The organism is Pseudonocardia sp. D17, assembly GCF_036984265.1.
Lineage (GTDB): Bacteria > Actinomycetota > Actinomycetes > Mycobacteriales > Pseudonocardiaceae > Pseudonocardia > Pseudonocardia benzenivorans.
In genome coordinates, this window is sequence record NZ_BPRG01000141.1 from 203,914 (window position 1) to 229,306 (window position 25,393).

Sequence of the window (25,393 nt, forward strand, 5' to 3'; positions counted from 1 at the left end):
TAGGCCGCTCGGGGCGACCGTGCGCGCCCGCCCCGGAAGGTGCGGGCCACGACACAACGGTTGCGGTGCCTACACTCGGTCGGGTGTCGGGCAGCGGCAGCGAGCTGATCGAGGCGATCGGGACCTCGGGCCGCGCCGCTGTCTCCTGGCTGCGCGGGCGCAAACCGGAGCTGGTCGTGGGGCTCGCGGTGCTGGTCACCGTGCTGGCGGCGCTGGCGTTCGTCGGTGCGATGCTCGACGACCGGGCCATCGCGGCGCACCGCGCCTTCACCACCGCCACCGTGCTCGACGGGTCGAGCTTCAGCCGCACCCTGGTCCGGTTCACCCTTGCCGACGGGCAGGCCGTCGTCCCGGAGCGCGGCGTCATGTACCCGCGTGGCCTGCAGTCGGGCACGACGATCGTCGTCGAGTACGCGACCGACCACCCGTCGCTGGTCCGGGTCGCGGGCCGCACCGCGCTCGACCGGCTGCCGATCCTGCTGGGGGCGGTCGCCGGGACGTGGGCGGTCCTCGGCTCGTGGGCGTGGTGGCTGCGCCGTCGCCGGCAGGCGCGTCAGGCGGCGGAGAGCCGTCCGGTCGAGGTCGCGCGCGTCTGAGAACGCGCGGCCAGCGCCACCCCGACGACGGTCACGGCCATCCCGGCGACGGCGACCCAGCCGGGGCGCTCGCCGAACATTACGAACGCCAGCACGGCGGTGATCGCGGGCACGAGGTAGAAGTACGTCGTCACCTGGGTCGCGGCGCCGCGGCGCAGCATCACGAACAGTAGCGAGATGCCGCCGCCGGTGAGCACGAGCACCGACCACAGCAGCGCCCCGATCACCTCGGGGGTCCAGTCGATCCGCATCGGCTCGAACGCCAGCGCGAACGGCGCGGTCACGACGAGCGCGGCGACGAACTGCACGACCTGCCCGGTGCGCAGGTCGAACTCGGGGCAGAAGCGCTTCTGGTACAGGGTGCCCGCGGTGATCGCGAGCAGCGCGCCACCGGAGAGCAGGAGCGTGAGCGTCGTGACGCCCGACGTCGTGAGCTTCTCGGACACGACGAGCGCCACCCCGACGAACCCCAGGACCAGCCCCGTCGCCCGGCGCGGGCCCATCCGCTCGCCGGCGACCCAGCCGACCAGCGCGGTGAGGACCGGCTGCAGGTTCACCACCAGCGCCGTCACCGACGCCGGCATGCCCTCGGCGACCGCGACCCAGACCCCGCCGAGGTAGCCGGCCTGGATGCCGATGCCCGCGACGGCGATGTGCCCGGCCTGCCGCCACGACGGCCACGGGGCCCGGGCCACCGCCGCCAGCGCCAGCATCAGCACGACGACGCCCGCGTACCGGACCAGCAGGAACGTGAGCGGCTCGGCGTGCGGCGCGGCCAGTCGGGCGACGACGAACCCCGACGACCAGATCAGGACGAACAGGAACGGCGTCGCCCGGACGGCGAGGAAGGCCCCGGACGGTGAGGTCCTGGGCCGCGAGGCGCCGGACGCGGAGGACGAGGTTCCCGACGACGAGGAGGCGGAGGAGGTGGCGATGGACCGACACTAGGTCAGCCCCGCCACCAGCCCAGTACCTGGCCGACGACGCCGGGCGCCGCGACGACCATCCCGTCGGCGGGCATGGGGTCCGGCCTGCCGTCGACGTCGACGACGACCGCGCCTGCCGCCAGCGCCAGGGCGAGCGCCCCCGCGACATCCCACTCCTGGTAGCCCTGGAGCACGGCGGCCACGGCCTGTCCGCCGGCGACCTGCGTGATCGCCAGGGCCGACGAGCCGAGCACCCGGACCCCCGCGTGCCCCGCGCGGGCGGCGCGCAGCAGGGTGTCGGTCGGGGGCTCGGCGCACACCAGGCCGCCCGCGGCGTCGTCGCGGTCGCAGACGCGGACGGCGACGCCGTTGGCGCGCACCCCGCGGCCGCGCGCGGCGGCGTAGAGCCGGGACCGGCCCGGATCGGCGACGACACCGACGACCGGGCCGTCGTGGTCGACCAGCGCCAGGCTGTAGGCGCACCAGGGGAACCCGGCGACGAAGTTGGCCGTGCCGTCGACGGGATCGACGACCCAGCGCAGGGCGGCGTCCGCGGCACCTGCGTCGCGCCCGTACTCCTCGCCGACGACGGGCACGCCCGGGAACTCGGCGGCCAGCACTCGCCGGGTGTGGCGCTCGAGGGTGCGGTCGGTGTCGGTGACCCAGTCGAACGGGTCGGCCTTGCTCGTCGCGCCGGGTGGCAGGCCGCCCGCCACCGACCGGCCGGCCGTCGCTGCGATCACCTCGGCGGCGTCGTTGGCGAGCCGCCCGGCGACCTCCAGCGCGCGGGACAGCAGACCGGGCTCGACCGGTGCGGGCACGGGCATCCGGTGCGCGGCGGCGTCGGGGCGGGGCAGGACCGTCATGGCTGTGAAGGCTCGGCGACCAGGGTGTCCCGGGTGCGACGCGCGGATGACGTGACACGGAGCACTCGACCAACCCCGTCCGCGCGGCCGTGGAGGTCCCCGCGCGGCCAGGACGGTGCGCGCGCGGTTTGGCCGGTCCGCGCGCGGCCGGGAAACCCCTGCGCGACCGGAAAACCCGCGCGCCGCCGGGGATCCCCTGCGTGGCCGGATACCCCTACGCGGCCGGGAAGGGCGCAGCTCGCAGGTGCCGCTCTCACGGGGCGCCCAGGACGGGCACCCGCTGTTGGGCGGGTGTTCCGCGACGTGTCGCGCGGGCGTCGGCCCGCGGGGACCGGGCCGGTGCAGGGTCGGGGCGTGCGTGTCGCGATCGTCTCCGAGAGTTTCCTGCCCGTCGTCAACGGCGTCACGAACTCGGTGCTGCGGGTGCTGGAGCACCTCGGCGAGACCGGGCACGAAGCGCTCGTCGTCGCACCCGGGACCGGTGAGCCCGATCGCTGGGGCGACGTGCCGGTCGTACGGGTGCCGGCCGTGGAGCTGCCCGTCGTCAACTCGATGCCGGTCGGGGTGCCGAGCAGGCGCATCCTCACCGCGCTGCGGGCCTTCGCCCCCGACGTCGTGCACCTGGCGGCGCCGTTCGTCGTCGGCGCGCGCGGGCTGGCCGCCGCCCGCCGCCTCGGCATCCCGACGGTCGCGGTCTACCAGACCGACGTCGCCGGGTTCGCGTCGTCCTACGGGCTCGGGCTGACCGCGCGCGCCGCGTGGCGCTGGACGTGCCGGCTGCACTCGCAGGCCGACCGCACGCTCGCACCGTCGAGCTGGGCGGCCGAGGCGCTGCGCCGGCGCGGCGTGCCGCGGGTGCACCGATGGGCACGCGGGGTCGACACCCGGCGGTTCACCCCGTCGCGGCGTTCGCCGGCCCGGCGCGCGGAGCTGGCACCCGACGCGGAGGTCCTCGTCGGCTACGTCGGCAGGCTCGCGCCGGAGAAGCAGGTCGAACGGCTCGCCGCGCTCGCGGGACTGCCGGGGGTGCGGCTGGTCGTCGTCGGGGCCGGGCCGAGCGAGGAGCGGCTGCGCGCGACCCTGCCGGGCGCCGCGTTCCTCGGCTTCCGCGACGGCGACGACCTCGCCGCGATCTACGCCTCGCTGGACGTCTTCGTGCACACCGGCCCGTCCGAGACGTTCTGCCAGGCCGTGCAGGAGGCGCTGGCGTCGGGGCTGCCCGTCGTCGCCCCTGACGCGGGCGGGCCGCGCGACCTGGTCCTCCCCGGCCGGACGGGCCTGCTCGTCCCACCCCGGCCCGCCGGCACCGACGCGGGCGATCCCGCCGCGGACGCGGCCGACGCGCAGCTGCGGGCGGCCGTCGCGAGCCTGTGCGACCCGCAGCGGCGTGCCGCGTTCGGCGCCGCGGCACGCCGGTCGGTGCTGCGCCGGACGTGGTCGTCGGTGTGCGACGAGCTGCTGGCCCACTACGCCGAGGTCGTCGCCGCGCAGGTCGTGAGCGGGAATGGTCGCCATGGCGACCGTTCCCGCTCACAGCGGGCCGCGTGAGCCCGTGCGCATCGTCCAGCTCGCCAATTTCTACGGGCCGCGGTCCGGCGGCCTGCGCACCGCACTGACCCACCTCGGCGCGGGCTACGTCGCGCACGGCCACGACGTCGTCCTCGTCGTGCCCGGCCACCGGCGGACCGACGAGCGGCTCGGGTCGGGCGTGCGCCGGATCACGGTCCCGGCGCCCCGGCTGCCGGGGACCGGCGGCTACCGGGCGGTCGACCCGTGGCGGGTCCGGGGGTTGCTCGACCTCCTCGCGCCGGACGCGATCGAGGTCTCCGACCGGCTGACGCTGCGCGGGCTGGGGGAGTGGGCGTCGCGGCGGGGGGTGCCGGGCGTCGTCATCTCCCACGAGCGGCTCGACCGGCTGCTCGCCCAGTTCCTGCTGCCCGCCCGCGCGGCCGTCGTGGTCGCCGACGCGGCCAACGCGCGAATGGCGGCCGCGTACGACACCGTCGTGTGCACGACGGGGTTCGCCCGGGCGGAGTTCGACCGCATCGGCGCGGCGAACGTCGCGCAGGTCCCGCTCGGTGTCGACCTCGCGACGTTCAGCCCCCGCCGCCGCGACGGCGCCCTGCGCCGCGACCTGGCCGGCGGCGCCGAGGCCCTGCTCGTGCACTGCGGCAGGCTCTCCCCGGAGAAGCACCCCGAGCGCAGCGTCGACACCCTGGCCGCGCTGCGCCGCGACGGCGTCGACGCCCGGCTCGTCGTCGTCGGCGACGGCCCGCGACGGGCGGCGATGGCCCGGCGCGCCGCGGGGCTGCCGGTGACGTTCACGGGGTTCGTACCCGACCGGGCCCGGCTCGCGACGCTGCTGGCGTCGGCCGACGTGTCGCTCGCGCCCGGCCCGCACGAGACGTTCGGGCTCTCCGCCCTGGAGGCGCTCGCCAGCGGGACGCGCGTCGTGGTGTCGGCGTCCTCGGCACTGCCGGAGATCGTCGAGGGCCGGGCGGGGGCGGCCGCGCCCGACGACGCGGCCGCGTTCGCGTCGGCGGTGGCCGGCCTGCTCGTCGCCGATCCGGAGGCGGGCCGCGCGGCCGCCCGCACCAGGGCCGAGCAGTTCGGCTGGCCGACCGCGGTCGCCGCGATGCTCGCGGCCCTGGGGAGCCCGCCGGGCACGGCCGCGTAGCGTTCGGTGGGTGACCCGCGCGGACCTGGACAAGCGACCCGACGACGTCGCGGCGATGTTCGACGGCGTCGCGCGCCGCTACGACCTGACCAACACCGTCCTCACCGCCGGCCAGGACCGGCGCTGGCGCTCGCTGACCCGCGCGGCGCTGGATCCGCGCCCGGGGGAGAAGGTCCTCGACCTCGCCGCGGGCACCGCGGTCTCGACGGTGTCGCTGGCCCGTTCCGGCGCCTGGTGCGTCGCGGCGGACTTCTCGCTGGGGATGCTGCGTGCGGGCGCGCGCCGCGACGTGCCGAAGGTGGCCGCCGACGGGCTGCACCTCCCGTTCGCCGACGCCTCGTTCGACGCGGTGACGATCTCCTTCGGGCTGCGCAACATCGTCGACACCCGCGCGGCGCTGCGGGAGATGGCGCGTGTCACGCGGCCCGGCGGGCGGCTGGTCGTCTGCGAGTTCGGCACGCCGACGTTCGCCCCGTTTCGCGTCGCCTACCACGACGTGATGCTCGCGACAGTGCTGCCCGCCGTCGCGCGACGCGTCTCGTCGAACCCCGACGCCTACACCTATCTGGCGGAGTCGATCCGCGACTGGCCGGCGCAGGCCGACCTGGCGCGGATCATCGGCGAGGCCGGCTGGACGGGCGTCGCCTGGCGCGACCTGGCACTCGGCGCCGTCGCGCTGCACCGCGCGCGCCGTCCCTGACCCGCGTCGGGCGGGGTCCGCGGGCCCGTCCCGTGATGACCTTCCGGGCCCCCTCTCCGGGGGAGGCCGGCGGGGTCGGGAGCAGGCAGTCTTGCCGAACCCCGGGGTCCGCCGACGAAATCACAGACCATCCGCGTCCAGGGCTGGACGTGGAGCCTAGACTGCTGCGGACTTCGTGAAACTGTTCACAAGGAGCCTGATGCGCGCGCCCACCACCACCGGCGCTGCCGCACACCGCGGCAGGCCCGACGCCGATGCGGACATCATCGTCGTCGGTGCCGGGCCGGCGGGATCGACGGCGGCGACGCATCTCGCCCGCGCCGGGCTCGACGTCCTGCTGCTGGAGAAGGCGACGTTCCCGCGGGAGAAGGTCTGCGGCGACGGGCTCACCCCGCGTGGGATGAAGCAGCTCATCGACCTGGGCGTCGACTGCTCGCGCGCCGCGGGGTGGGTGCACAACCGCGGGCTGCGCGTGGTCGGCGGCGGGGTCGGCGTCGAGCTCGACTGGCCGACCTCCGCGGTGTTCCCCGACTTCGGCGCCGTCCGGCCACGGGCCGACCTCGACGACCTGCTGGCCCGGACCGCCCAGCGCGCGGGCGCGCGGCTGCGCGAGAACACCACCGTCACCGGGGCCGTCACCGACGAGCGGACGGGTCGTGTCGTCGGTGTCGCGGGCCACGAGCGCGCCGGGACCGACCGGCGGCCGGTGTCCTTCCGCGCGCCGCTCACCCTGTCCTGCGACGGCGTCTCCGCCAGGGTCGCGCAGAGCGTCGGCATCACCCGCCGCGACGACCGGCCGATGGGCGTGGCCGTGCGTCGCTACTTCACCAGCCCGCGCAGCGACGACGCGTACCTCGAGACGCACCTCGAGCTGTGGGACCGCGCCGATCCCGCGCACCCCGCCCTGCTCCCCGGCTACGGCTGGGTCTTCGGGATGGGCGACGGGACCGCCAACGTCGGCCTCGGCGTGCTGTCCACCACACGCGCAGCCGGCGGTCGCACCGACTACCGGGGGCTGCTGGCGTCGTGGGTCGCCGGCCTGCCCGGCGAGTGGGGCCTGTCCGAGCAGACCGCGACGGGCCCGGCCGCGGGCGCGGGGCTCCCGATGGGCCTCAACAGGACACCGCAGTACCGGCCCGGCATGTTGCTGGTGGGTGACGCGGCAGGCACGGTCAACCCGCTGAACGGCGAGGGCATCGCCTACGCGATGGAGTCGGCGGTGCTCGCGGCGGGCTGCGCGATCCAGGGGATGGCCCGCGAGGGCGCATCCCGGGAGGCGGCGCTCGCGTCGTACCCCGTGCGGCTGGCCGAGGCGCTGGGCCGGTACTACCGGCTCGGCACCGCCGTCGCCCGCCTCGTCGGCAACCCGTCGGTGATGCGGGTGGCGCGCCGGCACGGACTGCCGCGCCGGACCGTGATGGCCGTGCTGCTCAAGCTGATGGCCAACCTCTACGACCCGAGTGAAGGAGGGCTGTCGGACCGGGTCCTCGCCACGATGACCCGGTTGTCACCGAGCTTGAACTAAGGCTGTCCTGACTGCCGTGGTGCGGTCGACCAGACATATGGTCCCCCACCAGGCGGTATCGATCCCGAAGACGCTGATCACAAGTCACCGCACGAAGAAACGGCGAGGGTTGCCCCGATGCTCGATCCCTATCTCCCGCTGGTGCTGATGGCCGTGCTGGCCGGTGCGTTCGCCATCGGATCCGTCGCCGCCGCGCCGCTCGTCGGACCGCGCCGCTACAACCGCGCGAAGCTCGACGCGTACGAGTGCGGTATCGAGCCCTCGCCGCAGCCCGTCGTGGGCGGCGGCCGGATGCCGGTCGCCTACTACCTGACGGCGATGCTGTTCATCCTCTTCGACATCGAGATGGTCTTCCTCTACCCGTTCGCGATCAGTGCCGACCTGCTCGGCCTGTTCGGGCTGGTGGAGATCGTGCTGTTCATCGTCACGGTCGGCTTCGCGTACGTGTACGTGTGGCGTCGCGGCGGCCTGGACTGGAACTGAGGCGGAGTAATGGGTCTCGAGGAGAAGCTGCCCAGCGGCGTCCTGCTCACCAACGTCGAGAAGTTGGTGAACTGGACGCGCAAGTCGTCGCTGTGGCCCGCCACCTTCGGGTTGGCGTGCTGCGCGATCGAGATGATGACCACCGGGGCCCCGCGCTACGACCTCGCGCGGTTCGGCATGGAGGTCTTCCGGGCGTCGCCGCGGCAGGCCGACCTGATGATCGTCGCGGGCCGGGTCAGCAACAAGATGGCGCCGGTCCTGCGCCAGATCTACGACCAGATGCCCGAGCCGCGGTGGGTGCTGGCGATGGGTGTCTGCGCGTCCTCGGGCGGGATGTTCAACAACTACGCGATCGTGCAGGGCGTCGACCACGTCGTGCCCGTCGACATGTACCTGCCGGGCTGCCCCCCGCGGCCGGAGATGCTGATCGACGCGATCCTCAAGATCCACGCGAAGATCATGGACGAGCCGCTCGGGCCCAAGCGCGCGGCCGAGCTGGCGGCGAGCGGGCACAAGACCGAGCTCGTCCCGTCGTCGATCAAGTTCGCGAAGAAGAAGTGAGCCTGCGATGACGGAACGCACGGGTCCCGGCGGCACCGCCGGCACCTCCAAGGACAGCGAGGGCGGCGCGGAGCCGACCGGCGGCGAGCAGTCGTCCGCCCAGCGTGGCGGCGCCGCCGACGAGCAGCACGCCGCGAGCGGCGGCACCGCGCCCGAGCCGAGCGAGGTCGAGCTCGCGGGGCTCGGCGACCAGGCGGTCGAGGGCGGCACCCGTCCCGCGCCCGCGGGCCGCGAGCGGCGGGGCATGTTCGGCGTCCACGGCACCGGCGACACGTCGGGCTTCGGCGGCCTCCGGCTGCCCGCCCACGCGCCGGCCCCGGCCGAGCGCCCCTTCGGCGGCTGGTTCGACGAGGTCGCCGACGACCTCGTCGCCGCGCTCGACGAGCGCGGCACCCGCGGCGCGATCCAGCAGGTCACGATCGACCGCGGCGAGATCACCTTCTACATCGCGGCCGAGCGCATCCTCGAGGTCTGCCGGACGCTGCGCGACGACCCGTCGCTGCGCTACGAGCTGTGCTCGGCGGTCTCGGCGGTCGACTACGGCGTCGACGTGCCGCAACGGCTGCACGTCGTCTACCACCTGCTGTCGATGACCTACCGGCGCCGCATCCGGCTGGAGGTCGCCCTCGACTGGGCGGGCGGCGCGGAGAACCCGCACCTGCCCAGCGTCGTCGAGGTGTACCCGACGGCCGACTGGCACGAGCGCGAGACCTGGGACATGTTCGGGATCGTCTTCGACGGCCACCCGGCGCTGACCCGGATCCTCATGCCCGACGACTGGGACGGCCACCCGCAACGCAAGGACTACCCCCTCGGGGGGATCCCCGTGGAGTACAAGGGCGCGGAGATCCCTCCGCCCGATGAGAGGCGGGCCTACTCGTGAGCACCCCTCCCGAGACCGACGCCTACGCCCCGGAACGCGAGACCACCGAGGGCACGGTCTACACCGTCACCGGTGGTGACTGGGACACGATCACCGACGGCGAGCACGACGAGCGCATCGTCATCAACATGGGCCCGCAGCACCCGTCGACGCACGGCGTGCTCCGGCTCGTGCTCGAGCTCGAGGGCGAGACGGTGACGCAGGCCCGCTCGGTGATCGGCTACCTGCACACCGGCATCGAGAAGAACTGCGAGTACCGGACGTGGACGCAGGGCGTCACGTTCGTCACGCGGGCCGACTACCTGGCGCCGCTGTTCAACGAGGCCGCGTACGTCAAGGGCGTCGAGAAGCTGCTCGGCGTCGAGGTCCCGGAGCGGGCGCAGATCATCCGCGTGATGCTCATGGAGGTCAATCGGATCGGCTCGCACCTGGTGTGCCTGGCCACCGGCGGCATGGAGCTCGGCGCGCTCACCGGCATGACGGCCGGTTTCCGTGAGCGCGAGGAGGTGCTCCACCTCCTGGAGTACCTGACCGGGCTGCGGATGAACCACGCGTACTTCCGGCCCGGCGGGCTCGCGCAGGATCTGCCGGTCGACTGGAAGGAGAAGATCGACGAGTTCCTCGCCGTCTTCCACTCCCGGCTGGGCGACTACGACCGCCTGCTGACGGGCCAGCCGATCTGGAAGCAGCGCCTGCAGGGAGTCGGCTACCTCCCGATCGACGGCTGCCTCGCCCTCGGCGCGACCGGGCCGATCCTGCGCTCCGCGGGCCTGGCCTGGGACCAGCGCAAGGTCGAGCCGTACTGGGGCTACGACCAGTACGACTTCGAGGTGCCCACCGAGACGGGCGCGGACTGCTACTCCCGTTACCTGGTCCGGCTGCACGAGATCCACGAGTCGCTGAAGATCATCAAGCAGGCCGCGGAGCGGCTGGAGCCCGGGCCGGTCATGGTCGAGGACCGCAAGATCGCCTGGCCCGCGCAGCTGTCGATCGGCTCGGACGGGATGGGCAACACCCTCGAGCACGTCCGCAAGATCATGGGTCAGTCGATGGAGTCGCTGATCCACCACTTCAAGCTGGTCACCGAGGGCTTCCACGTCCCGGCCGGGCAGGTCTACACGTGCGTCGAGTCGCCCCGCGGCGAGCTCGGCGTGCACCTGGTCTCCGACGGCGGCACCCGCCCGGTGCGCGTGCACATGCGTGAGCCCAGCTTCGTCAACCTGCAGACCATGCCCGCCATGAGCGAGGGCGGCATGGTCGCCGACGTCATCGCCGCGGTCGCGTCGATCGACCCGGTGATGGGAGGTGTGGACCGGTGACACCGGCCACCGAACGCAGCGGAGTGCCGCGATGACACTGCCCGAGGGCAACCCCGAGATGAACAGCCGCGAGGTGACCGGGCCCGTCGAGGTGACGTGGACGCCCGTGGCCGCCGACGGCCCGATCGTCTCCCCGAGTTACGACGAGGTGACCCGGCAGCGCGCGAAGGAGATCATCGCGCGCTACCCGCAGTCACGCTCGGCGCTGCTGCCGATGCTGCACCTGGTGCAGTCGGTCGAGGGCCACGTCAGCCAGGAGGGCATCCGGTTCTGCGCCGAGCTCCTCGACCTGACGACGGCCGAGGTCTCCGCGGTCGCGACGTTCTACACGATGTACAAGCGCACCCCGTGCGGCGAGCACCTCGTGAGCGTCTGCACCAACACCCTCTGCGCCGCACTGGGTGGCGACGACATCTACGCCCGGCTGCAGGCCCGCCTCGGCACCGAGGACCGGCCGCTGGGCCACGAGGAGACCGCGGGCGAGCCCGGCACGCCCGGGTCGATCACCCTCGAGCACGCCGAGTGCCTCGCGGCCTGCGACCTCGCGCCGGTCATCCAGGTCAACTACGAGTACTTCGACAACCAGACGGTCGAGTCGGCCGAGGAGCTGGTCGACGCGCTGCGTCGCGGCGAGAAGCCGCACCCCACGCGCGGCGCGCCGCTCACCGACCTGCGGACCGTCGAGCTCGAGCTGGCCGGTTTCCACCCCGACCTGGCCGCCGTCGCGGAGGGCCCGTCGATCGCGCCGGAGACCGTCCGCGGCGCCGCACTCGCCGACGAGCGCGGCTGGCAGGCCCCGGCCCGGCCCGCCGAGCACCCGGCACTGCCGCCGCTCCCGGAGAAGAAGTCATGACCGAGAACACGGACACCACCGGGACCGAGTCCCGCCCCGACCCGCTCACCCCGGTGCTGACCCGCCGGTGGCAGCTGGACCGCTCGTGGTCGATCGACACCTACGAGCGGACCGACGGGTACACGGCACTGCGCACCGCGCTGGCCGCGCACCCGGACCAGCTGATCAACCTGGTCAAGGACTCGGGGCTGCGCGGACGCGGCGGCGCCGGCTTCCCGACGGGCATGAAGTGGTCGTTCATCCCGCAGGGCCCGACGGGCGCCGGCGCGAAGCCCAAGTACCTCGTCATCAACGCAGACGAGGGCGAGCCGGGCACGTGCAAGGACATCCCGACGATGATGGCCGACCCGCACTCGCTCATCGAGGGCTGCGTCATCACCAGCTACGCGATCCGCGCGAACTTCTGCGCGATCTACGTGCGGGGCGAGGCACTGCACTGCATCCGCAGGCTGCGCCGTGCCGTCGAGGAGGCCTACGCCAAGGGCTACCTGGGCCGCGACATCCTGGGCAGCGGGTTCGACCTGGACATCGTCGTGCACGCGGGGGCCGGCGCCTACATCTGCGGTGAGGAGACGGCGCTCCTCGACTCGCTGGAGGGCAGGCGTGGCCAGCCGCGGCTCAAGCCGCCGTTCCCGGCCACGTCGGGCCTGTACGCGTCTCCCACAGTGGTGAACAACGTCGAGACGATCGCGTCGGTTCCCGACATCGTCGCGGGCGGCAGCGCGTGGTTCCGGACGATGGGCACCGAGCGCAGCCCCGGCCCCAAGATCTACTCGCTGTCCGGGCACGTCGAGCGGCCCGGCCAGTACGAGGCGCCGCTGGGCACGACGTTGCGCGAGCTGCTGGAGCTGGCGGGCGGCATGAAGGACGGCATCCCGCTCAAGTTCTGGACGCCGGGCGGGTCGTCGACCCCGCTGTTCACGGCCGAGCACCTCGACGTCCCCCTGGACTTCGAGGGCGCGGCCGCGGCCGGGTCGATGCTCGGCACGACGGCCGTCCAGATCTTCAACGAGACCGTCTCGGTCCCGTGGGCGGTCATGAAGTGGACCGAGTTCTACAAGCACGAGAGTTGCGGCAAGTGCACCCCGTGCCGCGAGGGCACCTACTGGCTGGTCCAGATCCTCGAACGGATGGTGCACGGCGAGGGCACGCCCGAGGACGTCGACACGATGCTCGACATCTGCGACAACATCCTCGGCCGCTCCTTCTGCGCTCTCGGTGACGGCGCGACGAGCCCGATCACCAGCGCCATCAAGTACTTCCGCCAGGAGTTCCTCGACCTGATCGCCGCGCAGCCGGCGGTGGCCCGTCCGGAGCAGCTGGCCGACCTGACTGGAGCGAGCGCGTGACTCTCTCTCCCGAGAAGAGCGAGACCAGGCCCGTTCCCGAGGGCCACGTCCGGCTGACGATCGACGGGATCGAGGTCGACGCCCCGCAGGGCGAGCTGCTGATCCGCACGTGCGAGCGCCTCGGCATCATCGTCCCGCGGTTCTGCGACCATCCGCTGCTCGAGCCGGCCGGTGCCTGCCGGCAGTGCCTGGTCGAGGTGGAGATGGGCGGCAGGCCGATGCCCAAGCCGCAGGCCAGCTGCACCATGACGGTGGCCGACGGCATGGTGGTGAAGACCCAGCACACGTCGCCGGTGGCCGACAAGGCCCAGCAGGGCGTCATGGAGCTGCTGCTGATCAACCACCCGCTCGACTGCCCGATCTGCGACAAGGGCGGCGAGTGCCCTCTGCAGAACCAGGCGATGTCGACGGGCCGGACCGACTCGCGGTTCGTCGAGACCAAGCGGACGTTCCCCAAGCCGCTGCCGATCTCGACGCAGGTGCTGCTCGACCGCGAGCGCTGCGTCCTGTGCCAGCGCTGCACCCGGTTCTCCGAGCAGATCGCGGGCGACCCGTTCATCGAGCTGCTCGAGCGCGGCGCGCAGCAGCAGATCGGGGTGGCCGCGGACAAGCCGTTCCAGTCCTACTTCTCCGGCAACACCATCCAGATCTGCCCGGTCGGAGCGCTCACCAGCGCCGCGTACCGGTTCCGCTCCCGCCCGTTCGACCTGGTGTCGACACCGGGGGTGACCGAGCACGACTCCAGCGGCGCGGCGATCCGCACCGACTCCCGGCGGGGCACCGTCATGCGCCGGCTCGCGGGCAACGACCCCGAGGTCAACGAGGAGTGGATCGACGACAAGACCCGCTTCGCGTTCCGCTACCTCACCTCGCCCGCGCGGATCACCCGGCCGCTGGTCCGCGGGGCCGACGGGGTGCTGGCCGAGGCGTCGTGGACCGAGGCGCTGCGCGTCGCGGCCGAGGGCCTGCTGGCCGCGCGGGCCGAGGGCGGGATCGGGGTGCTCCCCGGTGGCCGGCTGACCGTCGAGGACGCCTACGCCTACGCCAAGTTCGCCCGCGCCGCCGCGCACACCAACGACGTCGACTTCCGCGCCCGCCCGCACAGCGCGGAGGAGCTGGAGTTCCTGGCGGCCACCGTCGTCGGGACGACGCCGGAGACCGGCGTGACCTTCTCGGCCCTGGAGGCGGCTCCGGCCGTGCTCACCGTCGGGCTCGACCCGGAGGAGGAGGCGGCGGTCGTCTTCCTCCGGCTGCGCAAGGCCGTCCGCAAGCACGGCCAGCGCGTGTTCCAGCTGGGCCAGTGGAGCACCCCGGGCGTCGAGAAGACCGAGGCGACGCTGATCCCGGCAGTGCCGGGCGGCGAGGCCGCGGTGCTGCGCGAGCTGGCCGCGGGCGGCGGTGAGCTCGTCGACGCGCTGAGCGCGACCGGCGCGGTCGTGCTCGTCGGCGAGCGGGCGGCCGAGGTCTCGGGCCTCTACTCCGCGGTCGCGGAGCTCGCGACGCGCACCGGCGCGAAGATCGCGTGGGTGCCGCGCCGGGCCGGCGACCGCGGCGCGCTCGAGGCCGGAGCCGTGCCGACGCTGCTGCCCGGCGGCCGCGCGGTCACCGACGCGGCCGCGCGCGCCGAGGTCGAGCAGGCCTGGGGCCTGGCGGCCGGGACGATCCCGGCCGAGCCCGGTCGCGACGCCGACGAGATCCTCGCCGCCGCGGCCGACGGCGTGCTGTCGGCCCTGGTCGTCGGCGGGGTCGACCCGCACGACCTGGCCGACCCGGCGGCGGCGCTGGAGGCCGTCGCGGCGGTCGGTTTCGTCGTCAGCCTGGAGATCCAGCGGTCGGCGGTGACCGAGCTCGCCGACGTCGTGCTCCCGGTGGCGCCCGACGTGCAGCGCGCCGGCAGCTACGTCAACTGGGAGGGCCGCCGCCGCGAGTTCGGCGTCACCCTCGACGCGACGGGCGTGCTGCCCGACTGCCGGGTGCTCGACACCCTGGCCGTCGAGATGGACGTCGACCTGTTCACTCAGACCTCGGCCGCCGCGGGCGGCGACATGGCCCGGCTCGGGTCGGTCGCCGCGTCCGGCGCGGTGCCGACGGTCGGTGCGGCCGACGCGGCCGCCCCCGGCTACGGCCAGGCGGTCCTCGCGACGTGGCGCCAGCTCGTCGGCAGCGGCTCGTTGTCGATCGACGAGCCACACCTGGCCGGCACGGCCCGGCCCGCGGTGGTGCGGGTCAACGGCGCGACGGCCGAGCGGCTCGGCCTCGCCGAGGGTGCGCCCGCCACGGTTCGCACCGCCCGCGGTGCGGTGACCCTGCCCGTCGCCTTCGCGGACCTGCCCGACGGCGTGGTGTGGCTCCCGGCGAACCCGGTGGACGCTCCCGGCGTCCGCTCGGTCCTCGGCGCGGGCCACGGCGACCTGGTCGGCGTCACCGGCGCCGGCAACCTTGACGGAGGTGCGGCGTGACCCCCACCCAGCAGCTGCTGGCCGACGACCCGATCTGGATCATCATCATCAAGGTCGTCGGGCTCTTCGCGCTCGGCGTCGTGCTGACGCTCTTCATGATCAACTGGGAGCGCAAGGTCGTCGGCCGGATGCAGCAGCGTCCCGGTCCGAACCGGGTCGGGCCCGGTGGCTGGCTCCAGTCCCTCGCGGACGGCCTGAAGCTGGCCTTCAAGGAAGACATCATGCCGACGCTCGCCGACAAGCGGGTGTACTTCATCGCCCCGGCGATCTCGTGCATCCCGGCGTTCATCGCCTTCTCGGTGATCCCGTTCGGCGGTGAGGTCTCGATCTTCGGCGAGCGCACGGTGCTGCAGCTGGTCGACCTCCCTGTCGGCGTGCTCGTCGTGCTGGCGTGCTCGTCGATCGGCGTCTACGGCATCGTGCTCGGCGGCTGGGCCTCCGGCTCGCCGTACTCCCTGCTGGGAGCGCTCCGCTCGGCCGCGCAGGTCATCTCCTACGAGATCGCGCTCGGCCTGTCGATCGTCGCCGTCATCCTCTACAGCGGCTCGATGTCGACCGCCGACATCGTCGCCTCGCAGAGCGGCGGCTGGTACGTGTGGCTGCTCATCCCGAGCTTCGTCGTCTTCGTGATCTCGATGGTCGGCGAGACCAACCGGGCGCCGTTCGACCTCCCCGAGGCCGAGTCCGAGCTGGTCGGCGGCTTCCACACCGAGTACACGTCGCTGAAGTTCGCGCTGTTCTTCCTGGCCGAGTACGTCAACATGGTGACCGTCTCGGCGATGGCCACGACGCTGTTCCTCGGCGGCGGCCAGATCCCGTGGCTCGGCCACATCTGGTCGGGCTTCGACAACGGCTGGTTCCAGTTCCTCGCCTTCATCGTGAAGACGCTGGCGTTCCTGTTCGTCTTCATCTGGCTGCGCGGGACGCTGCCCCGGATGCGCTACGACCAGTTCATGCGCCTGGGCTGGAAGTGCCTGGTGCCGCTGAGCCTGCTGTGGATCCTGCTGATCTTCGCGGTCCGGGCGTGGCGGCAGAGCCCGGCGGGCGACGTCCCGACCCTGCTGGTCGCGGGCGGGATCGTGCTGGCCGTCGTACTGGTCGTCGCCTTCCTGGTGCCCGACCGCAAGAGCTCCGACCCGGAGCCGATCGAGCTCGGCTCCGACTACCCGGTGCCACCACTGGACCTCTCGGTCCCGACGCCACCACGTGCGCGCACCCGGCCCGTCGCCCCCGCGGCCGGCCGCGAGCCCGCCTCGGTCGCCGCCGGCGAGCACGGGAAGGAGAACGAGTAGATGTCCGAGTTCGTCGACTTCTTCAAGGGCTTCGGCGTCACCTTCTCGACGATGTTCAAGAAGGTCGTCACCGAGGAGTACCCGGAGGACTTCCCGCCGGCGGCCCCGCGCTACCACGGCCGCCACCAGCTCAACCGGCATCCCGACGGCCTCGAGAAGTGCGTCGGCTGCGAGCTGTGCGCCTGGGCCTGCCCGGCTGACGCGATCTTCGTCGAGGGCGGGGACAACACCGAGGAGGCGCGCTACTCCCCGGGTGAGCGCTACGGCGCCGACTACCAGATCAACTACCTGCGCTGCATCGGCTGCGGGCTGTGCATCGAGGCGTGCCCGACGCGCTCGCTGACGATGACCAACTTCTACGAGCTCGCCGACGACAACCGGCAGGACCTGATCTACACCAAGGAGCAGCTGCTTGCGCCGCTGCTGCCCGGCATGGAGCAGCCGCCGCACCCGATGCGCCTGGGTGACGACGAGCAGGACTACTACGTGCAGGGGCCGAAGCTCGCCCGCGCCTCCGCGGCCGGCGAGAAGATCGACAACGACCCTGTCGGGGAGCAGGTCCGATGATCACCACGCTCGCGCAGGCGGCCGCCGACTCCGGCGGGCCGATGACGCTCGGCGAGTCCATCGCCTTCTGGATCCTCGGCATCGTCGCGCTCGGCGGCGCGCTCGGGATGGTGTTCGCGCGCAACGCCGTGCACTCGGCGCTCTTCCTCGTCATGACGATGCTGAGCCTCGGCATCCTCTACATCGTCCAGCAGGCGCCGTTCCTCGGGTTCGTGCAGATCATCGTCTACACGGGCGCCGTGATGATGCTGTTCCTGTTCGTGCTGATGCTGGTCGGCCGCGACAGCTCCGACTCCGTCGTCGAGGTGCTGCGCGGACAGCGGATCGCGGGCCTGCTGCTGGGCCTGGGACTCGCCCTCCTGCTCGTCGCGGCGGTCGCCCGGTCGCTGACCTCGGTCACCCCCGCCGGCCTCGGCGCGAACCTGCAGGGATCGAACAACAACCTGCCCGGCCTGGGCCGGCTGATCTTCACCGACTACCTGCTCCCGTTCGAGCTGACGTCGGCGCTGCTGATCACCGCCGCGCTCGGCGCCATGGTCCTCGCGCACGCGCAGACGAAGTCGCACGAGAAGCGCGGCCAGCGCGCGACGGTGCTGGCCCGGCTGCGCGGCGAGCACGCCCGCGTCTCGCCGCTGCCGGGCCCCGGTGTGTTCGCGACGGCCAACTCCGTCGCGGTGCCCGCCCTGCTCCCCGACGGTTCGGTCGCCCCGGAGTCGCTCTCCGACATCATCGAGTCGACGCCCGTCGAGGAGATCGAGCAGGCGCCCGCCGACCCGCACGCCCTCACCGGCGGTACCCCCTCGCAGGACGGTGACCGATGACCCCGACGTACTACCTGCTGCTCTCGGCGCTGTTGTTCGCCATCGGCGCCGTGGGTGTGCTGGTGCGCCGCAACGCGATCGTCGTGTTCATGTGCATCGAGCTCATGCTCAACGCGGTGAACCTGACGCTCGTGACGTTCTCGCGGATCAACGGCCAGCTCAACGGCCAGGTCATGGCGTTCTTCGTCATGGTCGTCGCCGCGGCCGAGGTCGTCGTCGGGCTCGCGATCATCATGTCGATCTTCCGCACGCGCCGGTCCGCCTCGGTGGACGACGCCAACCTGCTCAAGTACTAGGAGCTCCCCGTGCCCACCCAGCTCCCCGAAGCGGGGCAAGTCGCGGCTGCGAGCGGTGTCGCCTCGCTCGCGTGGCTGCTCGTGGTACTGCCGGCCCTCGGCGCGCTGATCCTGTTCCTCGCCGGACGGCGCGCCGACCGCTGGGGCCACTGGCTCGGCGTCCTGACGGTCGTCGCGGCGTTCGTCGTCGGCCTGCTGATCTTCCTCGACACCACCTCGCTCGACCCGGCGCAGCGCACCCGTGAGGTGTCGGTCTACGAGTGGATGTCGGTCGGCGGCCTGCACGTCGACTTCGGACTGCGGCTCGACCCGCTGTCGCTGACGTTCGTGCTGCTGATCACCGGCGTCGGTGCGCTGATCCACATCTACTCGACCGGCTACATGAGCCACGACCCCGGCCGGCGGCGCTTCTTCGCGCAGTTGAACCTGTTCGTCGCGGCGATGCTCGTGCTGGTCCTCGGCAACAACTTCGTGATGCTCTACCTCGGCTGGGAGGGCGTCGGTCTCGCGTCCTACCTGCTGATCGGCTTCTACCAGGACCGCCCCTCCGCGGCGACGGCCGCCAAGAAGGCGTTCCTGATGAACCGCGTCGGCGACGTCGGGCTGGCGCTGGCGATCTTCCTGATCTGGCAGAACCTCGGCACGACGCAGTACACCGAGGTCTTCGCCCGCATCGGCGAGGTCCCGCCGGGCACGGTCCTGGCGATCACGATCCTGCTGCTCCTGGGTGCCTGCGGTAAGTCCGGCCAGTTCCCGCTGCAGGCCTGGCTCCCGGACGCGATGGAGGGCCCGACGCCGGTCTCGGCGCTCATCCACGCGGCGACGATGGTCACCGCGGGCGTCTACCTCATCGCCCGCGCCAACCCGATCTACGACCTGTCGACGAACGGCAGGCTGGTCGTGGCGCTCATCGGGGTGATCACGCTGCTGATCGGCGCGATCATCGGCTGCGCCTACGACGACATCAAGAAGGTGCTCGCCTACTCCACGGTCAGTCAGATCGGGTACATGATCCTGGCCGTCGGGCTCGGGCCGGCCGGCTACGCGCTGGGCATCGCGCACCTGCTGGCGCACGGCTTCTTCAAGGCCGGGCTGTTCCTCGGCGCCGGTTCGGTCATGCACGCCATGAACGACGACGTCGACATGCGCCGCTACGGCGGCCTCGCACGGTTCATGCCGATCACGTTCGTGACGTTCGGGCTGGGCTACCTCGCGCTGATCGGCTTCCCGTTCCTGTCCGGCTACTACACCAAGGACGCGATCATCGAGGCCGCGTTCGGCCAGCCGGGCTGGCAGGGCTGGGTGTTCGGGCTCGTCGCGGCGATCGCCGCGGGTCTGACCGCGTTCTACATGACGCGACTGATGATCATGACGTTCTTCGGCAAGAAGCGCTGGCAGGACATCAAGTCCCCGGACGGCCACGACTACCACCCGCACGAGGCGGGCCCGGCGATGACCGGCCCGATGATCGTGCTGGCCATCGGCTCGGTGTTCGCGGGCTTCCTGCTCACCCAGGGCGGCCGGCTCGCGACGTGGCTCACGCCGACGCTCGGCCCGCTCGAGGAGTCCCCCGGCGGGGGCATGCCGCACGCCGTCGTCCCGTGGCTGGTACTCGGGCTCTCGGCGCTCGGTGTGCTGCTGGCCTACCTGTTCGTCGGCCGCCGGCCCACCCCGGTCGAACGTCCGGTGCACGTCTCGCTGCCCGTCCAGGCCGCCCGTAGGGACCTCTACGCCAACGCGATCAACGAGGCACTGATCGCGCGGCCGGGCGTCTGGCTCACCCGGGCGCTGGTGTTCCTGGACAACAAGGGTGTCGACGGCATCGTCAACGGCACGGCCGCCACGCTCGGCGGCTCGTCCGGCCGGCTGCGCAGGCTGCAGACCGGTTTCGTCAGGTCCTACGCGCTGAGCATGCTCGGCGGGTCCGTCCTCGTCATCGCGGCGCTGCTGGCGGTGAGGTTCGCATGAGTGGGGGCTCCGTGCTTCTCGTCGTCCTGCTGCTCGTGCCGCTCGTCGGCGCGGCGCTGGTCGGCCCGATCAAGGACCAGGCCACGGCCAAGTGGTCCGCGGTCGTGGTCTCGGTCGTCGAGCTGGTGCTCGTCGTCATCACGTGGTTCGCGTACTCGGTGCCGGCGGCGCAGAACGGCGCCCGGTTCCAGCTCGAGCTCTCCGTCGAGTGGATCCCGGCGTTCGGTACGCGCTTCGCGCTCGGCATCGACGGCTTCGCGCTCGTCATGCTGGCGATCACCGCGGTGCTCGTGCCGATCGTGCTCGCGTTCTCCTGGAACGAGAAGCTCCCGGAGGGGCGCACGCAGGGCGGGTTCTTCTCGCTGATCCTCGCGACCCAGGGCCTGCTGGTCGGGGTCTTCGCGGCGACCGACGTCTTCCTGTTCTACGTGTTCTTCGAGGCGATGCTCATCCCGATGTACTTCCTGATCGGGCGCTTCGGCGGCCCGCGCAGGCAGTACGCCGCGGTGAAGTTCTTCCTGTACTCGCTGCTCGGCGGGTTGATCATGCTCGCCTCGGTGATCGGGCTCTACGTCGTCAGCGGCAACAAGCTGGGCCAGGGCACGTTCACCTGGGTCGAGCTGCAGAAGATGGCGGCGTCGCTGCCGGAGAGCACCCAGATCTGGCTGTTCCTCGGCTTCTTCGTCGCGTTCGCGATCAAGGCGCCGCTGGTGCCGTTCCACACCTGGCTGCCCGACGCCGGCGCCGAGGCACCGGTCGGCGCGGGTGTGCTGCTCGTCGGCGTCCTCGACAAGGTCGGCACGTTCGGCTTCCTGCGCTACTGCCTGCCGCTGTTCCCGCTGGCCTCGCAGAAGCTCGCGCCCCTGGTGCTGACGCTGGCCGTGATCGGCATCCTCTACGGCGGGCTGCTGGCCGTCGGTCAGACCGACATGAAGCGCTTCGTGTCCTACACCTCGATCGCGCACTTCGGCTTCATCGCGCTCGGCATCTTCGCCTTCTCGACGCAGTCGTTCAGCGGCTCGGTGCTCTACATGGTCAACCACGGCATCTCGACGGGCATGCTGTTCATCGTCGTCGGGCTCGTCATCGCCCGCGGCGGGTCGCGGCTCGTCGGGGACTACGGCGGCGTGCACAAGGTGGCGCCGCTGCTGGCCGGGGTGTTCCTCCTCGCCGGGCTGTCGTCGCTGGCGCTGCCGGGCACCAACTCGTTCGTGAGCGAGTTCCTGGTGCTGCTGGGCTCGTTCCCGCGTCAGCCCGTCTACACGATCCTCGCGACGGTGGGCATCATCTTCGCGGCGCTCTACGTGCTCTGGATGTACCAGCGCACGATGCAGGGCCCGCTGCGCGGCAACGCCGTGCTCGCCGCGCTCGGCGGCGGCCGTGGCGACGGCCCCGGCACCATGATCGACCCGGCTGTCGCCGCCGACCGCGGCGCCACCGGCTTCCCCGACCTGTCCAAGCGGGAGATCGGGGTCCTGACGCCGCTCGTCGTGCTGATCCTGGTGCTGGGCTTCCTGCCCGGGCCGGTGCTCGACGTGATCAACCCGACGGCGGCCGCCACGATGTCCGAGGTCGGTCTCGCCGACCCGGTGGGAGGGGTGTCCCGGTGACCCCGGTTCTTCTCGCGCAGGCGCCCGCGCCGATCTCGGCGCCGGCGATCGACTACGCGGCGATCGCGCCGGTGCTGATCGTGCTGGGCGGCGCCTGCGTCGCGGTGCTCGTCGAGGCGTTCCTGCCCCGGCACCAGCGCTGGCCCGTCCAGGTCGCGCTGAGCCTCGTCGTGCTCGCCGCGGCGGGCATCACCCTCGGTGTCTACGCGGGCGGCAGCCCCACCGGCCTGACGACGCTGGGCGACGCGCTCGCCGTCGACCAGCCGACGCTGTTCCTGTGGGGCACGCTGCTGATTCTCGGGCTGGGCAGCATCCTGCTGCTGGCCGACCGCTCGGTGGAGCCCGGCGGGGCGTTCATCGCGTCGTCGGTGGCCAGGGCGGCCGTCGCCGGTGGCGGGACGGGCACCAGCGGCTCGGCCGGGGTCGGCGGCGCCGCGGACGACGACCGCGACTACGGCGAGCCCGGCACCGCGCCGACGATGCAGACCGAGGTCTTCCCGTTCGCCCTGTTCGCGCTCGGCGGCATGATGACCTTCGTCGCGGCCAACGACCTGCTGACGATGTTCATCGGTCTCGAGGTGCTCTCGCTGCCGCTGTACCTGATGTGCGGGCTGGCGCGCAGGCGCCGGCTGCTCTCGCAGGAGGCGGCGGTCAAGTACTTCCTGCTCGGCGCGTTCGCGTCGGCGTTCTTCCTCTACGGCCTGGCACTGCTCTACGGCTACGCGGGCTCGGTGCGGCTCACCGCGATCGCGCAGGCCGCCGCCGGCACCGACCGCTCCGACACGCTGCTGTTCGGCGGACTCGCGCTGCTCGTCGTCGGGCTGCTGTTCAAGGGCTCGGTCGGTCCGTTCCACACCTGGACGCCGGACGTCTACCAGGGCGCCCCGACGCCCGTCACGGCGTTCATGGCCGCCTGCACCAAGGTCGCCGCGTTCGGCGCGATCACCCGCGTGTTCTTCGTCGCGTTCGGCGACACCCGCTGGGAGTGGCGCGGCGTGCTGTGGGCCGTGGCGATCGTCTCCATGGTGATCGGTGCCGTGCTCGGTCTCACACAGACCGACGTCAAGCGGATGATCGCGTACTCGTCGATCGCGCACGCGGGCTTCCTGCTGCTCGGTGCGATGTCGATCACGGAGCAGGGCGTCTCCGGGACGCTGTTCTACCTGCTGGCCTACGGGTTCACCACGCTCGCGGTCTTCGGCGTCATCTCGCTGGTCCGCGACGCCGACGGCGAGGCCACGCACCTGTCCCAGTGGGCAGGGCTGGCGAAGAGATCACCGCTACTCGCGGGGGTGATGTCGTTCCTGCTGCTCGCGCTCGCAGGAATCCCGTTGACCAGCGGTTTCACGGCGAAGTTCGCGGTGTTCTCCGCCGCCCTCCAGGACGGGATGGCCCCGCTGGTGGTCATCGCGCTGGTGGCCAGCGCCGTGGCGGCGTTCTTCTACCTGCGGGTCATCGTGCTCATGTACTTCAACGAGCCGGCGCCCGACGGGCCCACCGTCACCGTCCCCGGAGCCTTCACCACGGCCGCCATCACCCTCGGTGTCATTGTGACGCTGCTGCTGGGCATCGTCCCGTCGCTGGCGCTCGGGATGGCCTCGGGCGGCCCGTTCGTCGGATGACTTCGTAGGCTGAAGGGGTGGAGACGCACATCGTCGCGGGAGTCGAGGTCGGAGACCCCGTACTGGCCGCCGTCACGACCGACGGCCTGAAGCGGGTCGAAGACCTCCTGCACCGCGAGGTGCAGGCCGACTACCACTTCGTCGCGGAGACGTCGCTGCACCTGATCGACGCCGGGGGCAAGCGGTTCCGGCCGCTGTTCACGCTGCTCTCGGCGCAGGTCGGCCCGAATCCGGACAACGACGACGTGATCACCGCGGCGGCCGTCGTGGAGCTGGTGCACCTGGCCACGCTCTACCACGACGACGTGATGGACTCCGCCACGATGCGCCGCGGCGCGGAGAGCGCCAACTCGCGCTGGGACAACACCGTCGCCATCCTCACCGGCGACTTCCTGTTCGCGCACGCGTCGCGGCTCGTGGCCGACCTCGGGCCCGACGCGGTGCGCATCATCGCCGAGACGTTCGCCGAGCTGGTGACGGGTCAGATGCGCGAGACCCGCGGCCCGGCCGAGGGCGACGACCCGGTCGAGCACTACCTGCGCGTCGTCGCCGAGAAGACGGGCTCGCTGATCGCGACCTCCGGGCGCTACGGCGGGATGTTCTCCGGCTGCACGCCGGAGCAGACCGAGTCGCTGCGCCGCTTCGGCGCGACGATCGGTACCGCCTTCCAGATCTCCGACGACGTCATCGACATCGCGTCGCCCTCCGACGACTCGGGCAAGACCCCTGGCACCGACCTGCGCGAGGGTGTCCAGACCCTGCCGATGCTCTACGCGCTGCAGGAGCCGCGGGCCGGCCGGCTGCGGCAGCTGCTGGCGCGCCCGATCAGCGACGACGCCGAGGTCGAGGAGGCGCTCGACCTCCTGCGCACGGGCCCCGGGCTCGACCGCTCGCGCGAGACCCTGGCGCGCTACGCCGAGGCCTCCCGCGAGCAGCTCGCGATCCTCCCCGACTGCGCGGCGACCAGCGCACTGGCCACGCTCACGGCCTACGTCGTCGAACGCACGGGCTGATCACGAGCGCCGGAGGCGTGCCGTTTCGGCGCGCGACCGCGGTCGCCGCTGGTCACGCGGCGGCGAGGCGGCGGTGGCGCGTCGGCGGCGGTCGGTGTGCAGCATGTCGACGCTGAACACCGCGAGAGCCACCCAGACCAGGCCGAACCCGATCCAGCGGCCGGCGGGCATGTCCTCGTGCGCCACGACGACGGCGTAGAGGAACTGCAGGACCGGGTTCACGTACATCAGCAGGCCGGTGACGGTCAACGGCACGCGGCGCGCCCCGATGCCGTAGAGCAGCAGCGGAGCCACCGTCGCGAACCCGGACGCGACCATCAGTGCCGCGTGGCCCGCGCCGTGCGTCGCGAAGGTGCCGTGCCCGGTGACGACGAGGACCACGGCGACGGTGAGTGCGATCGGGCCCAGCACGATGCCCTCGGCGGTGAGCCCCGCGGTGGCGCCGACCGGCACCGTCTTCTTGATCAGCCCGTAGAGGCCGAACGACACCGAGAGCACGATCGCGATCCACGGGATCCGGCCGTTCTCGATCGCGACGACGGCGACGGCCACCGCGCCGACGGCGACCGCCACCCACTGCGCGGGCCGCAGCCGCTCCCGCAGCACGAACACCCCCAGCAGCACACTGACGAGCGGGCTGACGAAGTAGCCGAGCGCGGCGTCGAGCACCCACCCGAGCTGCACGGCGACGATGAACCCGCCCCAGTTCAGGGTGATGAGGAGCGCGCCGGTGGCGATCGCGGACCAGGTGCGGGCGCGCAGGCCGCGCAGCTCGCCCCAGCCGTGCACGAAGGTCAGGACCCCGAACATGATCAGCGTCGTCCACACGATGCGCTGGGCGAGGATCTCCACCGGGCCCGCGGGGGCCATGGCGGCCCAGAACGCCGGGAGCAGCCCCCACAGCGTGTTCGCGACGACCGCCGCGGCGATGCCCCTGCCGTCGAGCCGGGTGGCGACGGCACCGCCGCGGGGACCGGGCGGGGCGTCGGAACTCACCGGTCCATCAG

General features: G+C 72.5%; 24 protein-coding genes. 21 read left to right on the plus strand and 3 right to left on the minus strand.

The features are described 5' to 3' along the window. Nucleotides 1-83 precede the first annotated feature (83 nt). Nucleotides 84-596 (plus strand): DUF3592 domain-containing protein, encoded by a 513-nt coding sequence (locus PSD17_RS22510; protein ID WP_013677604.1) that lies wholly within the window; start codon nt 84-86, stop codon nt 594-596. Here the strand turns inward: PSD17_RS22510 and PSD17_RS22515 are convergent. Next, nucleotides 554-1,417: a DMT family transporter gene (locus PSD17_RS22515; protein ID WP_339124481.1), complete on the minus strand. Its 864-nt coding sequence runs from the start codon at nt 1,415-1,417 to the stop codon at nt 554-556. The two genes, PSD17_RS22510 and PSD17_RS22515, sit on opposite strands and share 43 nt — an antisense overlap. Here PSD17_RS22515 and PSD17_RS22520 point away from each other — a divergent pair. Further along, nucleotides 1,347-1,544 (plus strand): hypothetical protein, encoded by a 198-nt coding sequence (locus PSD17_RS22520; RefSeq protein ID WP_339124427.1) that lies wholly within the window; start codon nt 1,347-1,349, stop codon nt 1,542-1,544. The two genes, PSD17_RS22515 and PSD17_RS22520, sit on opposite strands and share 71 nt — an antisense overlap. A 1-nt stretch (nt 1,545) precedes the next feature. On the opposite strand, the gene PSD17_RS22525 is transcribed toward PSD17_RS22520, so the two are convergent. Beyond that, nucleotides 1,546-2,388, minus strand: a complete 843-nt coding sequence (locus tag PSD17_RS22525) for an inositol monophosphatase family protein (RefSeq protein WP_013677603.1) — start codon at nt 2,386-2,388, stop codon at nt 1,546-1,548. Between the two features lie 354 nt (nt 2,389-2,742). On the opposite strand from PSD17_RS22525, the gene PSD17_RS22530 reads away from it, so the two are divergent. From PSD17_RS22530 to PSD17_RS22620, 19 genes are all read left to right on the plus strand, one after another. After that, the gene (locus PSD17_RS22530) at nt 2,743-3,936 is read left to right on the plus strand and encodes a glycosyltransferase family 4 protein (protein ID WP_339124428.1); all 1,194 of its coding nucleotides are present in this window, start codon (nt 2,743-2,745) and stop codon (nt 3,934-3,936) included. 4 nt (nt 3,937-3,940) lie between these two features. Next, complete coding sequence (locus tag PSD17_RS22535; RefSeq protein WP_339124429.1) at nt 3,941-5,065, plus strand: glycosyltransferase; 1,125 nt, start codon at nt 3,941-3,943, stop codon at nt 5,063-5,065. A gap of 10 nt (nt 5,066-5,075) precedes the next feature. Then, nucleotides 5,076-5,765: a demethylmenaquinone methyltransferase gene (locus PSD17_RS22540; RefSeq protein ID WP_013677600.1), complete on the plus strand. Its 690-nt coding sequence runs from the start codon at nt 5,076-5,078 to the stop codon at nt 5,763-5,765. Nucleotides 5,766-5,964: 199 nt separating this feature from the next. Further along, nucleotides 5,965-7,290: a geranylgeranyl reductase family protein gene (locus tag PSD17_RS22545; RefSeq protein ID WP_339124430.1), complete on the plus strand. Its 1,326-nt coding sequence runs from the start codon at nt 5,965-5,967 to the stop codon at nt 7,288-7,290. Between the two features lie 117 nt (nt 7,291-7,407). Further along, nucleotides 7,408-7,773: an NADH-quinone oxidoreductase subunit A gene (locus PSD17_RS22550; protein WP_013677598.1), complete on the plus strand. Its 366-nt coding sequence runs from the start codon at nt 7,408-7,410 to the stop codon at nt 7,771-7,773. A 9-nt stretch (nt 7,774-7,782) separates the two neighbouring features. Next, entirely contained in the window at nt 7,783-8,334 is a 552-nt protein-coding gene (locus PSD17_RS22555; RefSeq protein WP_013677597.1) for a NuoB/complex I 20 kDa subunit family protein, read from the plus strand. Between the two features lie 7 nt (nt 8,335-8,341). Then, complete coding sequence (locus tag PSD17_RS22560; RefSeq protein WP_013677596.1) at nt 8,342-9,217, plus strand: NADH-quinone oxidoreductase subunit C; 876 nt, start codon at nt 8,342-8,344, stop codon at nt 9,215-9,217. Further along, nucleotides 9,214-10,536: an NADH-quinone oxidoreductase subunit D gene (locus PSD17_RS22565; protein WP_013677595.1), complete on the plus strand. Its 1,323-nt coding sequence runs from the start codon at nt 9,214-9,216 to the stop codon at nt 10,534-10,536. Before PSD17_RS22560 ends, PSD17_RS22565 begins: the two co-directional genes overlap by 4 nt. A gap of 31 nt (nt 10,537-10,567) precedes the next feature. Beyond that, the gene (gene nuoE / locus PSD17_RS22570; RefSeq protein WP_013677594.1) at nt 10,568-11,389 is read left to right on the plus strand and encodes an NADH-quinone oxidoreductase subunit NuoE; all 822 of its coding nucleotides are present in this window, start codon (nt 10,568-10,570) and stop codon (nt 11,387-11,389) included. Further along, complete coding sequence (nuoF, locus tag PSD17_RS22575; protein ID WP_013677593.1) at nt 11,386-12,738, plus strand: NADH-quinone oxidoreductase subunit NuoF; 1,353 nt, start codon at nt 11,386-11,388, stop codon at nt 12,736-12,738. Before nuoE ends, nuoF begins: the two co-directional genes overlap by 4 nt. Further along, on the plus strand, nt 12,735-15,197 hold the full coding sequence (locus tag PSD17_RS22580; protein WP_013677592.1) for an NADH-quinone oxidoreductase subunit G: 2,463 nt from the start codon (nt 12,735-12,737) through the stop codon (nt 15,195-15,197). Before nuoF ends, PSD17_RS22580 begins: the two co-directional genes overlap by 4 nt. Next, nucleotides 15,194-16,489: an NADH-quinone oxidoreductase subunit NuoH gene (nuoH, locus tag PSD17_RS22585; protein WP_339124431.1), complete on the plus strand. Its 1,296-nt coding sequence runs from the start codon at nt 15,194-15,196 to the stop codon at nt 16,487-16,489. The genes PSD17_RS22580 and nuoH overlap by 4 nt, the downstream gene beginning before the upstream one ends. Beyond that, nucleotides 16,490-17,056: an NADH-quinone oxidoreductase subunit NuoI gene (gene nuoI, locus PSD17_RS22590; RefSeq protein WP_013677590.1), complete on the plus strand. Its 567-nt coding sequence runs from the start codon at nt 16,490-16,492 to the stop codon at nt 17,054-17,056. It begins immediately after the preceding gene. Next, a complete protein-coding gene (locus PSD17_RS22595; protein WP_013677589.1) occupies nt 17,053-17,877 on the plus strand; it encodes an NADH-quinone oxidoreductase subunit J in 825 nt (274 codons plus the stop codon). Before nuoI ends, PSD17_RS22595 begins: the two co-directional genes overlap by 4 nt. Continuing rightward, nucleotides 17,874-18,173 (plus strand): NADH-quinone oxidoreductase subunit NuoK, encoded by a 300-nt coding sequence (gene nuoK / locus PSD17_RS22600; protein WP_013677588.1) that lies wholly within the window; start codon nt 17,874-17,876, stop codon nt 18,171-18,173. Before PSD17_RS22595 ends, nuoK begins: the two co-directional genes overlap by 4 nt. 9 nt (nt 18,174-18,182) lie before the next feature. Further along, on the plus strand, nt 18,183-20,141 hold the full coding sequence (gene nuoL, locus PSD17_RS22605; RefSeq protein ID WP_013677587.1) for an NADH-quinone oxidoreductase subunit L: 1,959 nt from the start codon (nt 18,183-18,185) through the stop codon (nt 20,139-20,141). After that, complete coding sequence (locus PSD17_RS22610) at nt 20,138-21,751, plus strand: NADH-quinone oxidoreductase subunit M (RefSeq protein WP_013677586.1); 1,614 nt, start codon at nt 20,138-20,140, stop codon at nt 21,749-21,751. The genes nuoL and PSD17_RS22610 overlap by 4 nt, the downstream gene beginning before the upstream one ends. Beyond that, nucleotides 21,748-23,373 carry an NADH-quinone oxidoreductase subunit NuoN gene (gene nuoN, locus PSD17_RS22615; protein WP_013677585.1) on the plus strand — a complete coding sequence of 542 codons (1,626 nt, stop codon included), beginning with the start codon at nt 21,748-21,750 and terminating at the stop codon, nt 23,371-23,373. Before PSD17_RS22610 ends, nuoN begins: the two co-directional genes overlap by 4 nt. Before the next feature lie 17 nt (nt 23,374-23,390). Continuing rightward, nucleotides 23,391-24,386, plus strand: coding sequence for a polyprenyl synthetase family protein (locus PSD17_RS22620; protein ID WP_379653149.1), 996 nt, complete (start codon nt 23,391-23,393; stop codon nt 24,384-24,386). Here the strand turns inward: PSD17_RS22620 and rarD are convergent, their stop codons facing one another. After that, nucleotides 24,387-25,382 carry an EamA family transporter RarD gene (gene rarD, locus PSD17_RS22625; protein ID WP_339124432.1) on the minus strand — a complete coding sequence of 332 codons (996 nt, stop codon included), beginning with the start codon at nt 25,380-25,382 and terminating at the stop codon, nt 24,387-24,389. Between the last annotated feature and the right edge of the window lie 11 nt (nt 25,383-25,393).

Excerpts from the sequence above, each read along its gene's own strand:
- PSD17_RS22545 (WP_339124430.1), top strand. The coding sequence starts at position 5,965 with ATGCGCGCGCCCACCACCACCGGCGCTGCCGCACACCGCGGCAGGCCC.
- nuoE (WP_013677594.1), top strand. The coding sequence starts at position 10,568 with ATGACACTGCCCGAGGGCAACCCCGAGATGAACAGCCGCGAGGTGACC.
- PSD17_RS22525 (WP_013677603.1), bottom strand. The coding sequence starts at position 2,388 with ATGACGGTCCTGCCCCGCCCCGACGCCGCCGCGCACCGGATGCCCGTG.
- PSD17_RS22610 (WP_013677586.1), top strand. The coding sequence starts at position 20,138 with ATGAGTGGGGGCTCCGTGCTTCTCGTCGTCCTGCTGCTCGTGCCGCTC.
- PSD17_RS22550 (WP_013677598.1), top strand. The coding sequence starts at position 7,408 with ATGCTCGATCCCTATCTCCCGCTGGTGCTGATGGCCGTGCTGGCCGGT.
- nuoF (WP_013677593.1), top strand. The coding sequence starts at position 11,386 with ATGACCGAGAACACGGACACCACCGGGACCGAGTCCCGCCCCGACCCG.
- PSD17_RS22560 (WP_013677596.1), top strand. The coding sequence starts at position 8,342 with ATGACGGAACGCACGGGTCCCGGCGGCACCGCCGGCACCTCCAAGGAC.
- PSD17_RS22555 (WP_013677597.1), top strand. The coding sequence starts at position 7,783 with ATGGGTCTCGAGGAGAAGCTGCCCAGCGGCGTCCTGCTCACCAACGTC.
- nuoI (WP_013677590.1), top strand. The coding sequence starts at position 16,490 with ATGTCCGAGTTCGTCGACTTCTTCAAGGGCTTCGGCGTCACCTTCTCG.
- PSD17_RS22595 (WP_013677589.1), top strand. The coding sequence starts at position 17,053 with ATGATCACCACGCTCGCGCAGGCGGCCGCCGACTCCGGCGGGCCGATG.
- nuoK (WP_013677588.1), top strand. The coding sequence starts at position 17,874 with ATGACCCCGACGTACTACCTGCTGCTCTCGGCGCTGTTGTTCGCCATC.